Here is a 13,468-nt window from a genome sequence, read left to right on the forward strand (position 1 = left end):
CTGCCCCTTTTTTCATTCCTTTCGCGTCCTACCGGATTCCTTTGCCCTAACGGCCCCCCGGCTACACCCTGAACCGACCGACTTGTGTGCTCAGGCCTTCGGCCAGGCTGGCCAGCTCGTTGCTTGCCGAGGACACCTGTTCGGTGGATGCGGCTGACTGCTCGCCCACATCGCGGATCAGTGTGATGTTCTGATTGATGTCTTCGGCCACGGAAGTCTGCTGCTCGGCAGCGGTGGCAATCTGACTGTTGTACTGGCGAATTTCCTCCACAGCGGCGGCCATCTCACGGATGGTGGAACCAGCGGTCTCTGCCCGCTCCAGAGTCTGTCCTGCCAGGTTGGCCCCCTTCTCCATAGTAGTCACCGACCCTTCGGCGCTGGTGACCAGGGTATTGATGAGGGTTTCAATTTCCGAGGCGGAGCTCTGTGTACGCTGTGCCAGGGAGCGGACTTCATCGGCCACCACCGCAAAACCACGGCCCTGTTCACCGGCGCGGGCCGCTTCAATGGCCGCGTTGAGGGCCAGCAGGTTGGTCTGCTCGGCGACGGACTTGATCACGTCGAGTACGGTCCCGATGTTCTGGGTCTCAGACTGCAGGCCGCGCAGCTGGGTCATCGCGTGGCTGATCTGGGTGTTGAGGTCGGTGACGTAGGTCAGCGTCTCGTTCACTGCGGTTTCGCCATCGGCAGACTTCTCACTGGCGTGATTGGCGGCACTGAAGGCCGCTTCCGCGCTCTTGGCGACATCGTTGACGGTAGCAACCATCTCGTTCATCGCGGTGGCGACCTGGTCGGTCTGGTCCCGCTGCTGGGATACCCCGGCGCTGGTCTGCTCGGTGACCGTGGACAATTCCTCAGAAGATGACGCAATGTTGTTGGCCCCGGCGTCAATCTGCTGAATCAGGTCGCGCAGGTTGGTGACCATGGTGGAGAAGGCCGCCTGCAACTGGCCGAACTCATCGCTACGGTTGTTGTTGACCTGCACGGTCAGGTCACCAGAGGCCACCTTGTTGGCAATGTCCACCGTTTCGCGAATGGGCCCGGTAATGCTGCGGGTGAGCACCCAACCGACGATGCTGGCCAGCGCGGCAATGATGACCGCGATGGTGACCAGTGTGTTAAACGCGCGGTTGTACTGTGCCTGCATGCGCCCCACCTGCACTTCCTGCAGTTCCACCGCAAAGGCAACGGTGTCCCGCGCTTTATCCCGCAGCCGGTTGTCAATGGCGTTGACCACGTCTGCACGGTCGTTGATCCGGGATTCCAGATCGTTGATCAGCCGGGTGTAGTCGGCAACGCCATCGATGATGCCCTGCGCCCGGGCGTCGTCTTCAGGTACTACCAGCAATTCCTTGAGGTGCTTGGCTTTATCCGCCGCCTCTTTGGCGAGGGCTTTGGCTTGGTCGACAAACTCCTTTCGCTGGTAAATCCGGAAGTTTTTCTCCTCCGCCCGGGCCATCAGCAGGCTGGATTCGGTGCTGCTGGCGCTGGCGACGATCAGTGAACGCTCGCGGTACTCACTGAGGGTATTGATGCCGATGACGGCAATCACGATGGCGAGGAGCACCACGAAGGCAAAGCCGGCCGAGAGTTTCTTGCCGACTGAAATGGAATTGAGAGAGTTTGCTATGGACATCTGTGTTTCCCGATCCGGACGTCGTTTGTGGGCGTTCAAGGGCAGCACCGGGCCGGCGCTGAGCTTTGTACCCTCAGTATCGGCCCGGTGTCTGAAACCTTTACAGGAAAGACGTTTATTAATGCGGAGTCGAGAACAAATCGGTAACGATTTGTGGCCCGTAAGGACGGGTCTCGTTGTTACATGCCGTCGCCGGACTCAGTGACGGATCGCAATGCGTCCCGGTGCGGACGAACCGCCTGCTTGTCGGCTTCCGGGGCCTGATTGGCGCTTTCCATGGCGGCCGTGGCTCCCCCCATCATGGAGCGCATCTGCTCCTTCTGTGCTTCTGACAGGTTGGGGTTATTGTTGATCTGATCCATGGCCCCGGCCATTTCCCGGGCCATTTCGGGGTGCTGCTCTTCCATTTCGATGGCCATCCAGGCCTGGAATACCTGATCACCGGTGGTCCCCCATTCTTCCATGGAGTTGAAACCATGATCTTTAACAATGCCGGACATGCGGTCGTACGCCTCGTGGCCTCGCATCCGTTCCACCGAATCGGAGAAAATGGAGGAGAAGTCCGGCATCTCAGACCTGCTCTCGGAGCCCGGCATATCCTGATTCAGCTCTTCAAAATCGGCTTCAAGGGATTCGGCGTCTTCCAGCGTGCTGATGAAGGCCCGAACCTTGTCGTCGGTCAGGGTTTCGGCGGCGGCCCCGCTCATAGCGAAGGCCAGGGTGAAAAACAGGGTTAAAACAGGGGTTAAAAAAAGGGCAAGGCAGTGTGACGGTGCGCGTTTCATGAGTTCCCTCCGTGAGCGTTCTGCCCCCGAATCCTTTTACCGGAGGCTTGCCTATAAAATAGACGCTATACGTCGAATTGCGCAACCTGCTGGCGCAAGCCGGTACCGAGGCTTGCCAGTTCGGTGCTGGCACTGGCGACTTGATGAGTCGAGGTGGCGGCACGATCACTGACGTCGCGAATGGCGGTCACATTGCGGTTGATGTCTTCCGCCACCGAGCTTTGTTGTTCCGCTGCCGTTGCAATCTGCTGATTCAGGCGGGTGATGTTGTCCACCGCCTGGGCTATCTGTTGGATGCTTTCGCCGGTATTGCGGGCACTGTCCAATGTTTTCCCGGACAGGCTCGCACCTTCCGCCATCACTTTGCCGGTTTCATCGGCACTGTTGACCAGGTTGGAGATGAGCGTTTCGATATCGGCGGCCGAACTCTGAGTTCGCTGGGCCAGGGAACGCACTTCATCCGCAACCACGGCGAAGCCACGCCCTTGCTCACCGGCACGTGCGGCTTCAATCGCGGCATTGAGTGCCAGCAGGTTGGTCTGTTCGGCAACCGATTTGATAACGTCCAGAACGGTGCTGATGTTGCGGGTATCTTCCTGCAAGTTGCCCAGGCGCGCCATCACCTGCTCTACTTGCTGGTTCATGTCTGTAACCAGGGTGAGGGTGTCGTCGACCGCCTCTTCACCGGCGGATGCCTTTGCACTGGCGTCGGATGCAGCGGAGGAAGCCTCCTCGGCATTGCGTGCCACCTCACCAACGGTGGCGACCATCTCGTTCATCGCCGTGGCCACCTGATCGGTCTGATCCAGCTGTTCTGAAACGCCCTCGCTGTTCTGCTCGGTGATAGCGGATAACTGCGTGGACGAGGACGCGATTTCGGTCGCATGACCATTGATCCGGTTCACCAGCTCCCGAAGGTTGATGATCATCGTGCCCAGTGCATTGAGAAGTTGCCCGGTTTCGTCGTGACGGTTGCTCTGAACATCGCTGCGTAAATCGCCCTCGGCCACCCGGCGGGCCACCGTCACGGCCTGCCGGATCGGGCTGGTGATTGTGCGGGTAAGCAGCCACGCCAGCAGTACTCCAAGGGCGAGAATCACGATGGTGGAAGCGGTCATGAGCGTCCGGGACTGGTCGCGCTCCGCCCTCATATCGCGGACCTGCGCTTCCTGTAGTTGATTGCTGGCCGCCAGGCTTCCGCGAGCGGTGGAAACCATGTCTTCCTCAAGGGTCGTTGTGCGCTCGGTGTGTTCAGCCAGTGTGCGAAATGCTGTCGCGTAGGCGTCAAAGAGCTCACCGACTTCCTCTTTGAGATTGTCGTCCACAGGGGCGGATCGCAACGAGGCCTGGACGCGTCCGAGCCGGTCATCAAATTGCTTCAGCGAATCCGGATCACCGGTTTGCAGGTAGTCCCGCTCGTCCCGTCGCATCTGCTTGAAAATGGCGCTGGCAAGGTAAAGGCGATCTTCCGCATTCATCTGGGCTTCGAGAATACGACCGTCCAGCACCAGTTGTTCGCGCGCGGTACCGGTTTGCTCCAGCACTTCTGCAACGTCGGTCAGCAGTGCGGAATACCGGCGGGTGCCGTCGATAATGTTGGTCAGCCGTTCAGTGGCCTCCGGGCCGGCAGTTTTCAGCAGGTCACCGGCAAGGTTTTCTGCGGTTTCCAGTTTCAGTTGTGCCTCTTCGGCAAACGCCCTGTCACTGCGCAGCAGGAAGTTTTTCTCCTCGGTACGAGCCTCCAGAATGGCCCGCTCGATGGCGCTGGTATGAGCAACGCCGGTTGCGCTGTCACCGTAGTTGTCCAGGGCCAGAATACCGATCAGGCCCAGGATGATTGAGAGGATGATGAGAGTGGCAAAGCCAGAAGCGAGCTTCAGGCCAATGGTCAGGTTGGCCTGAAGCCGGGAGAGCAACTGCATATAGGCTCCGTATTGTGGTTGTTGTTATTGGGCCGGCATCGTTGATGGCCGGCCTTTCGGCAGATCCGCTTAGAAGAACAGATCCGGCAGGTAGGTGGCGATTTCCGGGAAGATCATGATCAGCGCGAGGCCAACGATCTCTACGATGACAAAGGGAATGATCGACTTGTAGATGTCCTTCATGGTGATGCTCGGTGGCACCACGCCTTTGAGGTAGAACAGGTTGAAGCCGAAGGGCGGTGTCATGTAGCCGATTTCCATGTTGATCACGAACAAGATGCCGAACCAGATCGGATCAAAGCCCAGGGATTCCACAATGGGCATGAACACCGGCAGAGTAATCAGCATGATGCCCACCGGGTCCAGAACCATGGCGAGGAAAAAGGTGATCACCATCATCGAAATGATAATGCCCCAGGGGCCGCCTGGAATGTGGGCCATCAGACCTTCGATCAGTTCCTGCGCGCCCATGCTCTGATAGGCCGCGCTGAAGGCGTGAGCGGCGAACAGAATCCACATGATCATGCCGGTCAGCTTGAAGGTGCGGATGGCGGCTTCCTGCAGGATGTTCCACTTGAACTGCTTGTACACCGCCGCGGAAATCAGCGCACCCAGAACACCCATGGCGGCGGCTTCGGTGGGCGTGGTGATGCCACCGATGATGGAACCGAGCACCATGACCACCACTCCGATGGGCAGTAGTACAGCCCGCAAAGCACGGAGTTTCTCCGGCCAGGTGCCGCGTTCTTCTTTCGGCAGCGCCGGTGCCAGATGTGGCTGCATATGGCTGCGCACCAGAATGTAAATGGCGGTGAGCACCATCAGCAGGATGCCCGGCATGATGCCGGCCGCGAACATTTTGCCCACCGACACACCGGTAATCAGTGCGTACAGGATCATCAGAATGCTGGGTGGAATCAGAATGCCCCAGCCACCGCCGGTGTTGATCACGCCCAGGGCCATGCTCTTGTCATAGCCACGCTCCAGCATGGAGGGCAAGGCAATGGTGCCCATGGCCACCACGGCAGCACCGCTGATACCGACCATCGCGGCGAACACCGCGCAGATGCCCAGGGTACCGATGGCCAGCCCGCCTTTCAGACCGCCGCACCACAGGTGCATCATGCGGTACAGGTCCTTGGCGACTCCGGTTCGCTCCAGAATCATCGCCATGAACACGAACAGGGGAATGGCGACCAGGGTAAAGCTTTCCATGGTGCCCCAGATCTGGGAGGCCACCATATAGAAGGAATCAAAGCCCCAGGTGAAATAGAGGAAAATCACCGATACGCCGCCCAGCACAAAGGCCAGCGGCAGGCCAAGAATCAGGAAAAACAGCAGTGAGCCGAAAAACAGCAGGGTCAGGGCTTCAATACTCACAGCGCTTCTCCTTCTTTTTTCTGCTCTTCAGGGGTGTAGTAACTGAGGTTGAAGGCCACTGCGATGTCTTCCAGTAATTTGACGATGCCCTGCAATACCAGCAGTCCGGTACCCAGAGGAATGGCTGCCTTGACCGGCCAGATCGGCGGGTTCCAGGCGGAATAGGAGGTTTCCCAGCTGGCGATGGATTCGCTGGCCATGCTGACGCCGAAATACAACAGCGCCAGGGTGAAAATGAAAAATATAACGGAGGTCACAATGTCGAGTACTGCCCGCCCCCGGGGCGGCAGGTGCGATTGCAGAAGATCGACGTTGACGTGTCCCCGGTGCGCCATGATGTAGCCGCCGGACATGACCGCGTAGATGCCGAACAGCATCTGGGTCAGTTCGTTGGTCCACACGGTGGGTGAGTTGAAGAGATAGCGGAACGCCACTTCCAGAATCAGGAAGGCAAACATGGCGAAAACGAGCAGGGCTATCCCGCGCCCGATAACATCATTGAGACGGGTAACCCCTCTCATGAATGCAGTCAGCACACCCATGGCACTCTCCGGGAGACGGTTGGTGAATCAGAAAAGCCGGGCCGCTGTACGCAGGCCCGGCTTTGATTTTAAGTACGGATCAGAGGTAGCCGAGTTCTGACAGGTAGCCCTTCAGTATGCCCAACGCCTTTTTGGCGTTTTCGCTACGCTTGGCTTCCTCGTCCCAGAGTTTCTGGGCGGTTTCGGTCAGCTTTTGCTGGACGTCTTCCGGCAAGGTGTTCACTTCCACACCTTCCTCTTGGATGGCCTTGGCCAGGGTAATGCGCTCTTTGTATTGGTACTCGTTGGTGCGCACCCAGAACTGCTCATCCAGTGCCTGTTTGACGATTTTCTCCATGTCTTCAGGCAGTTTGTCCAGCGCCTTCTGGCTGACGATGATCACGTCCGTGCCGGCAATGTTCAGCGCCGGCTGCACGTGGTATTTCGCCACTTCGTACAGGCCCATGCTGGAGGCACCCTGGGAAGCACCCCAGTGCGCGCCGTCGACGATACCGGAGTCCAGGGCGGAGTAGAGTTCACTGCCCGGAATGTAGGACGCCGCCGCGCCGGCTTCGGTCAGGAACGTCTGCAAGGCACCGGAGGAGCGAATCTTCAGTTTGGTGAAGTCCTCCCAGCTGTTGACCGGCTCCTTGATGACCATCTCGGTCGGGTAGACCTTGTCAGTGGCCCAGTAAACACCGTGCTCGGCCGCTTCGTCGCGGAGCATCTGCTCAAAGCCGAGGCCCTGGTGGAAATAGGCCGCCTCCCAGACGTTGCGGAACGCGAACGGCAGGCCGGAGGCAATGCCCGCGAGAGACATTTTGTCCTGTGCGTAGGATGGGGAAATCGTACCCATCTCCAGGATGCCGCGGCTGACGGCGTTAAAGGTGTCCTTGGCCTTGAACAACGAGCCGGCTTCGTACAGTTTCAATTCCAGGCGGCCGTCGGTACGCTCTTCCAGAACCTTCTGCAGGCGCACCAGGCTGTCTTTATAGGAGCTGCTGGAACCCGGCCAGTGGGACTGGACCTTCCAGGTAAAGCTTTCCTCAGCGGCGGCCGGCGCACTGGCAAAGGCTGCACCCAGCCCCAGGGTCAGGGCTGAGGCGTAAATAGTCAGGGATTTTCTGGCGGTGGATAGCATCTTCATTGCTGGACCTCGATCATTATTGTGTTGGTCGTCCTGTTTTAGCGTTTCGCTCTGCAAAACTTCTGACTGCAGAATGAATCCATGTGTCTGAATCTATCACAAGCTTCGTGTTTTGCAATAGGATAGACGTCGATATTCTGTTACCAAATTTTAGGATGCGGGGGTAAGTATAGTGATTAATGCTCATCATCAAGCCGGATACGTGCACCTGGTGATTGCCAGGGCGGATAAGAAGAACGCGCTCACCCGCGCCATGTACCAGCGCTTGTCGGAGGAGATCCACCAGGCAGCGCGGGATGAGAGTGTGCATGCCATCGTCCTCAGTGGCGACGGTGGCGTGTTCACCGCGGGCAACGATCTGGACGATTTTCGCACCCGCGCAACCGATCCCGACCCCAAACCCTCTGCCGGGCTCGCCTTCATCGAAACCCTGATGGACTGTGATACCCCGGTTATTGCCGCCGTTGAAGGCCTGGCGATTGGCATCGGCACCACCATGCTGCTGCACTGCGATTCGGTGCTGACCGGCCGGTCTGCCCGCTTTAAAACCGCCTTTGTGGATCTGGGCCTGGTACCGGAAGCTGCCTCTACCGTGACCATGCCGCTGCATCTGGGCAGCCGGCGTACCAGTGATCTGCTGTTGATGGGGGAAACCCTGAACGGCGACGAGGCCGGTGACTGTGGTCTGGTCAGCCGCGTGGTGGAGGACGGCCAGGCACTGGAGCAAGCGCTGGCGCAGGCCAAAAAACTGGCTGGAAAGCCCCGGGAAGCACTGCGAGCCACCAAGCGGTTGATTCGCGCACCCTGGCGGGAGGCGGTCCGGGATGCGCTGGAGCGGGAGCGCCCGGTGTTTGCCGAACGGCTCCGTTCCGACGATTGTCACGCCGCGTTGGCGCGCATGGAGAAACGCTAATTCATACCCCGGTCATTCATGCCCAGTAGGGCGCTCGCAGTTCCCGCTTCAGAACTTTGCCGATGGTGGAGCGGGGCAGCTCTGATCGCTGTTCAATCAACGCCAGCCGCTGTGCCTTGCCGAGCTGTGCGTTCGCCCAGTCCTGAATGATCGCTTCGCTCGCGGTTGCGCCGGGTGTGAGAACCACCAGTCCCAGCGGTGTTTCGCCCCACTGGTCGCTGGGAATGCCGATGACAGCGGCATCGGCGACTGAGGGGTGATCCAGCAGCACCTTCTCCAGATCCACGGCGTAGATGTTGAATCCCCCGGAAATGATCATGTCCTTGCGACGGTCGAGGATATGAACGAACCCGTCATCGTCGACCTTGCCCATATCGCCGCTGCGATAGAACACCAGGCCTTCCGGGCTGGTCCAGAGCATCTCGCGGGTCTGTTCTTCGCGGTTGATGTATCCCCGCATCATGGAAATGGCGCGGCCGACGAGTTCCCCGGTGTCGCCCCTGGCCAGTTCGTTCCCGTCGTCATCAATCACTCTGACGTCTGCGCCCTCGGTGGGTTGCCCGACGGTATCCCATTTGTCCGGGTGGGCGGCGCAGTCCAGGCTGGTGGAAATGCCGCCTTCGGTGAGGCCGTAGACCTCACGAATATTGCCGGGCCAGCGCTCCATGGCTTCTTTGATGACCGCCGCCCGCAAGGGTGCGCTGGTACAGAGTTTGAGTTCGAAGGCGGACAGGTCAAACCGGTCGAACTCCGGCTCGGCGAGGATGCGCTGGTATTGCACCGGCACCAGCATGGCGTGGGTCACGCGGTGTTGTTCAGCCAGCTCCAGGAACTGCCGGGCGGAAAATTTCGCCATCAGCACCAGAGTGCCGCCATAGAACAGCGTAGGCAGCATCGATACCAGCGTGGTGTTAGAATACATCGGCGTGGACACCAGATTAATGGCGTGGCCATCGAGCCCGAAGCGGCTCATTCGTGCCATCTGGCGCTGGCGGAACCGGTAATCGTGGAGAATGCCCTTGGGCGTACCGGTGGTGCCGGAGCTGTAGATGACGTTGAACGGATCGTCCAGGGACACCGCCGCCGGGTTACTTCCGGTGCTGATGTTACCCAGCCAGGACGCAAGGTTCTGGCCATCGTCCGGGCAGTAGCCGTGCAGGCCGATATAGTGAACAGGCGCGACTTCGTCTGATTGCAGTTGGCTGGCCATGCCGCGGTTCAGATCGCCGTTTTTTTCCGAGACAAACACCCATTGCGCACCGCAGTCCTTCATCATCAGCGCCAGGCTGTCCTCACTGGCCATGCCGGATAACGGCACCATGCAGCCGCCGGCCACCAGCGTGCCCAGGTACACCGCTACATAATCCATGCTGTTCTCTGACAAACCCGCCACTGTTTGGCCTTTCTGCAGTCCGTCGGCTCGCAACCGGTTGGCAATGCGGTTTGCCTTTTTGACCAGCTCACGCCAGCTAAGTTGGGCCTGGCCATCGATCAGGGCGGGGTGATGGGGGCGCTCGGCGGCCACGTACTGGATGCGTTGACCGATCGACTCCATGGTCTCTTCGGGATCGGTAGGCGCGTAGATCGGCATATGCATCGGACTTTTCATTTTTTCACCTCTTGGTGTTATTGTGTTTTATCTAGTGAAATTAACTTCCGAATATATTGACTCAAAACCGGAAGGCGTGACAAATTACCATCGAACTGAATTTGTGACGGCGCGAATAAACCACAACAAGGAGCATCGGCATGGGGCGTTTTGACAACCGGGCAGCCATCGTTACCGGAGCCGGCAGCGGCATCGGCAGAGCCACTGCGGTGCGTTTGGCCCGCGAGGGCGCACGGGTGATGATGGTGGATCGGTCAGAGGCGGGTTTGCTGGACACCGAAAGCCTGTTGCCCGAGGGCGCGCAAACCCTGCGGCGGATCGCCGACGTTGCTGACGAAAGTCAGGTCAAAGCCTTGGTGGGCGAAGCGGCCAGCGCGTTCGGCAAGATCGACGTGCTCTGTAATATCGCCGGCATTGCCAGCACCGGCAACGGCCACCCGGGCATCACCGGCAATGACCGGGAAGAGTGGGAAAAGGTGCTGTCGGTGAACCTGATCGGCACCATGCTGTTCATCAAACACGTGGCACCGCATATGCAGGCCCGCAAACTGGGCGCGATTGTGAATACCGCGTCTGTGGCGGGCATTCGCTCCGGTGCCGGTGGTAACGCCTACAGCGCGTCCAAGGCCGGAGTGATCAACCTCACCCAGACCGCCGCCTGCGATCTCGGCGACGACAACGTGCGGGTGAACGCGGTGTGCCCGGGGCTGGTGGAAACCGGCATGACCCAGGCGGTGTTCGACTATGCCCGCACCCATGAAAAGGCCCATAAGCTGGGCTCACGGTGTGAATTGCGACGCTACGGCGCGCCGGAAGAAATCGCCGCCGCGATCTTGTTTCTGGCCAGTGACGACGCCAGTTACATCACCGGCCAGGCCTTACCTGTCGACGGCGGCAACACTGCCTCGCTGAACCTGCCGGGGATGAAAGTGTAATGACTGACGATAGCCTGCATATCGGTGGTGGCGGAGACCTGCCCGGATTTCACAGCCTGCTGGGTTACCGCCAGGTGTTCTGGGAAGAGAACGAAGCGGTGATCGAGCTGGAGCTTCAGCCCCATCACCTTAACCTGGGCGGCGTGATACACGGCGGTGTGCTCACCTCTCTACTGGATATCGCGTTGGCCGAAGCGGGCACTTACTGCCCTTACCCCGGCCGCATGCGCAAGGCCATCACTCTATCGCTGACCACCACCTTTACCGGCCAGTGTTCCGGCGGGACCATCCGTGTGACTGGTCGAAAACGGGCGGGCGGCACCCGCATCTTCAACAGCAGCGGCGAAGTCCATGACGATCAGGGCAACCTGCTGGCCATCGCCGAAGGCACATTCCGCATCCGTTCCGGCAGTGAAAAGCCGGAAGGCGTGCCGATCTGATAATCAACCAACGAGGTACAGGACATGTTTGAGCTGTCTGACAAAGCCAAAAAACTGCAGGCGCAGCTTCAGGAATTCATGGATTCCTACATCTATCCCAACGAACACAAGCACCATGAACAGGTCGAGCAGGCGGAAAACCGCTGGGCTCCGGTGCCGATCCTTGAGGAGCTGAAGGTCAAGGCGAAGGCGGCAGGCCTATGGAACCTGTTTCTGCCTGAGAGCGAATTCGGTGCCGGCCTGACCAACTTCGAGTACGCCCACCTGTGCGAAATTATGGGCCGTTCCGCCATGGCTCCGGAAGTGTTCAACTGCTCCGCGCCGGACACCGGCAACATGGAAACCATTGCCCGCTATGGCAATGAACAGCAGCAGGAGCAGTGGCTGAAGCCGTTGCTGGCGGGGGAAATCCGTTCCTGTTTCTCCATGACCGAGCCGGATGTGGCCTCGTCTGATGCCACCAATATCGGTTGTGAAATTCGCCGCGACGGCGATGAGTATGTGATCAATGGCCGTAAGTGGTGGTCCTCCGGTGCCATGACCACCAGCGCCAAAATTGCCATTGTGATGGGCAAAACCGATCCGAACGCCGAGAAGCACAAGCAGCAGTCGATGATTCTGGTGCCGCTGGATACCCCGGGCGTGAAGATGATTCGTCCGCTGACGGTATTTGGCTACGATCATGCGCCTCATGGCCACGCCGAGATTCACTATGAGAACGTGCGGGTGCCGGTCAGCAACCTTCTGTTGGGCGAGGGTCGCGGGTTCGAGATCGCCCAGGGCCGTCTCGGACCGGGGCGTATTCACCATTGCATGCGTACGATTGGTGTTGCGGAGCGCGCGCTGGAGCTGATGTGTCAGCGCGCCAATGAGCGTCAGGCGTTCGGCAAGAAACTGTCGGATTTTGATTCCATCCGCAAGGACATTGCCCGCAGCCGCATTGAGATTGAGCAGGCGCGGCTGTTGACGCTGAAGGCGGCGCACATGATGGACACCGTGGGTAATAAGGTGGCCCGTCAGGAAATTGCGATGATCAAGGTGATCGCGCCGAGCATGGCGTTGCAGGTTATTGATCGTGCTATTCAGGTGCACGGTGGTGCCGGCGTGTCTCAGGATACGTTCCTGGCGGAAGCCTGGGCCAAGGTGCGGACTTTGCGGCTGGCGGATGGTCCGGATGAGGTGCATCTGGATTCTGTGGCCAAGATTGAGCTTCGCCATTATCGCTGATTATTTTCGGCCCGCTTCGTCGGGTGCATGAACGAACGGGGAGGAACCTGCCGGGACACGCCGTGAATACGTCCTTGTAGGCTTGAGCAAAACATCCATGTTTTGCACAGTCCCGGCAGGTTCCTCCCCGTTCGTTCTCCAAGCATTGAGCATGAGGATCGAATTATGACTAACCCACTGTTTGATATGACCGGAAAGGTCGCCCTGATCACCGGTTCCACCAAAGGCATCGGCCGCTCCATCGCCGAAGAAATGGCCCGCCTGGGTGCCAAAGTGGTGATTTCCAGCCGCAAGGCCGACGCCTGTGAGCAGGTCGCCAACGAGCTGAAGGAACAGGGCTACGAAGCCATCGCTATTCCCTGCCACGTCGGCAAGAAAGATGACCTGCAGAACCTCGTCGACAAGACCAATGAGGCCTGGGGCGCGATCGACGTGCTGGTGTGCAACGCCGCCACCAACCCGGTCTATGGCACCACCGCCGAGATGACCGATGATGCCTGGGACAAGATCATGGACACCAACGTCAAAGGCACCTTCTGGCTGACCAACATGGTTCTGCCGCAGATGGCGAAAAAAGGTGAAGGTGCGGTTGTTCTGTTGTCCAGCATCGCGGGTATTCGCGGCAACACTACCATCGGCACTTATGGCGTCTCCAAGGCTGCCGAAGCGGCATTGGCACGCAACCTGGCGGTCGAATGGGGCCCGAGAGGCATCCGCGTCAACAGCATCGCCCCTGGCCTGATCAAAACCGACTTCGCCAAGGCGCTTTGGGAAGACCCAGTGCGCGTCAAACGTGCGGAAGACAAAACCCCGCTGCGTCGAATCGGCGACCCGGTTGATATCGCCGGTCTTGCGGTGTTTCTCTCAACAAAGGCCAGCGCCTACGTAACCGGGCAGGTGATTGTGGCCGACGGTGGTGAAACTATCTGCTAAGGGTTGCCCTCAGTGGTGGG

12 protein-coding genes are annotated in these 13,468 nt (G+C 59.2%); 5 read left to right on the forward strand and 7 right to left on the reverse strand.

Going from position 1 to position 13,468, the window contains the following annotated elements; genetic code table 11:
* Positions 1 to 61: 61 nt before the first annotated feature.
* From WD429_RS00590 to dctP, 6 genes are all read right to left on the reverse strand, one after another.
* Entirely contained in the window at positions 62 to 1,636 is a 1,575-nt protein-coding gene (locus tag WD429_RS00590) for a methyl-accepting chemotaxis protein (protein WP_368420222.1), read from the reverse strand.
* A 179-nt stretch (positions 1,637 to 1,815) separates the two neighbouring features.
* Positions 1,816 to 2,421 carry a hypothetical protein gene (locus tag WD429_RS00595; RefSeq protein WP_368420223.1) on the reverse strand — a complete coding sequence of 202 codons (606 nt, stop codon included), beginning with the start codon at positions 2,419 to 2,421 and terminating at the stop codon, positions 1,816 to 1,818.
* A gap of 65 nt (positions 2,422 to 2,486) precedes the next feature.
* Positions 2,487 to 4,343 (reverse strand): methyl-accepting chemotaxis protein, encoded by a 1,857-nt coding sequence (locus WD429_RS00600; protein ID WP_368420224.1) that lies wholly within the window; start codon positions 4,341 to 4,343, stop codon positions 2,487 to 2,489.
* Between the two features lie 69 nt (positions 4,344 to 4,412).
* Positions 4,413 to 5,723, reverse strand: coding sequence for a TRAP transporter large permease subunit (locus tag WD429_RS00605; protein WP_368420225.1), 1,311 nt, complete (start codon positions 5,721 to 5,723; stop codon positions 4,413 to 4,415).
* A complete protein-coding gene (locus WD429_RS00610; RefSeq protein ID WP_368420226.1) occupies positions 5,720 to 6,265 on the reverse strand; it encodes a TRAP transporter small permease subunit in 546 nt (181 codons plus the stop codon). Before WD429_RS00610 ends, WD429_RS00605 begins: the two co-directional genes overlap by 4 nt.
* Positions 6,266 to 6,344: 79 nt before the next feature.
* Positions 6,345 to 7,391, reverse strand: a complete 1,047-nt coding sequence (gene dctP, locus WD429_RS00615) for a TRAP transporter substrate-binding protein DctP (protein ID WP_368420227.1) — start codon at positions 7,389 to 7,391, stop codon at positions 6,345 to 6,347.
* Positions 7,392 to 7,563: 172 nt separating this feature from the next.
* Here dctP and WD429_RS00620 point away from each other — a divergent pair, with 172 nt between their 5' ends.
* The gene (locus WD429_RS00620) at positions 7,564 to 8,304 is read left to right on the forward strand and encodes an enoyl-CoA hydratase/isomerase family protein (protein ID WP_368420228.1); all 741 of its coding nucleotides are present in this window, start codon (positions 7,564 to 7,566) and stop codon (positions 8,302 to 8,304) included.
* A 16-nt stretch (positions 8,305 to 8,320) separates the two neighbouring features.
* Here the strand turns inward: WD429_RS00620 and WD429_RS00625 are convergent, their stop codons facing one another.
* A complete protein-coding gene (locus WD429_RS00625; RefSeq protein WP_368420229.1) occupies positions 8,321 to 9,913 on the reverse strand; it encodes a class I adenylate-forming enzyme family protein in 1,593 nt (530 codons plus the stop codon).
* 140 nt (positions 9,914 to 10,053) lie between these two features.
* On the opposite strand from WD429_RS00625, the gene WD429_RS00630 reads away from it, so the two are divergent.
* The 4 genes from WD429_RS00630 (at position 10,054) to WD429_RS00645 (ending at position 13,448) form a co-directional block, all read left to right on the forward strand.
* Positions 10,054 to 10,848, forward strand: coding sequence for an SDR family NAD(P)-dependent oxidoreductase (locus tag WD429_RS00630; RefSeq protein ID WP_368420230.1), 795 nt, complete (start codon positions 10,054 to 10,056; stop codon positions 10,846 to 10,848).
* The gene (locus WD429_RS00635) at positions 10,848 to 11,288 is read left to right on the forward strand and encodes a PaaI family thioesterase (protein ID WP_368420231.1); all 441 of its coding nucleotides are present in this window, start codon (positions 10,848 to 10,850) and stop codon (positions 11,286 to 11,288) included. The genes WD429_RS00630 and WD429_RS00635 overlap by 1 nt, the downstream gene beginning before the upstream one ends.
* Before the next feature lie 24 nt (positions 11,289 to 11,312).
* Positions 11,313 to 12,515 (forward strand): acyl-CoA dehydrogenase family protein, encoded by a 1,203-nt coding sequence (locus WD429_RS00640; RefSeq protein WP_368420232.1) that lies wholly within the window; start codon positions 11,313 to 11,315, stop codon positions 12,513 to 12,515.
* A gap of 165 nt (positions 12,516 to 12,680) precedes the next feature.
* Complete coding sequence (locus tag WD429_RS00645) at positions 12,681 to 13,448, forward strand: SDR family NAD(P)-dependent oxidoreductase (RefSeq protein WP_368420233.1); 768 nt, start codon at positions 12,681 to 12,683, stop codon at positions 13,446 to 13,448.
* The last annotated feature ends 20 nt before the right edge of the window (positions 13,449 to 13,468 follow it).

The organism is Marinobacter sp. (genome assembly GCF_040904845.1).
Lineage (GTDB): Bacteria > Pseudomonadota > Gammaproteobacteria > Pseudomonadales > Oleiphilaceae > Marinobacter.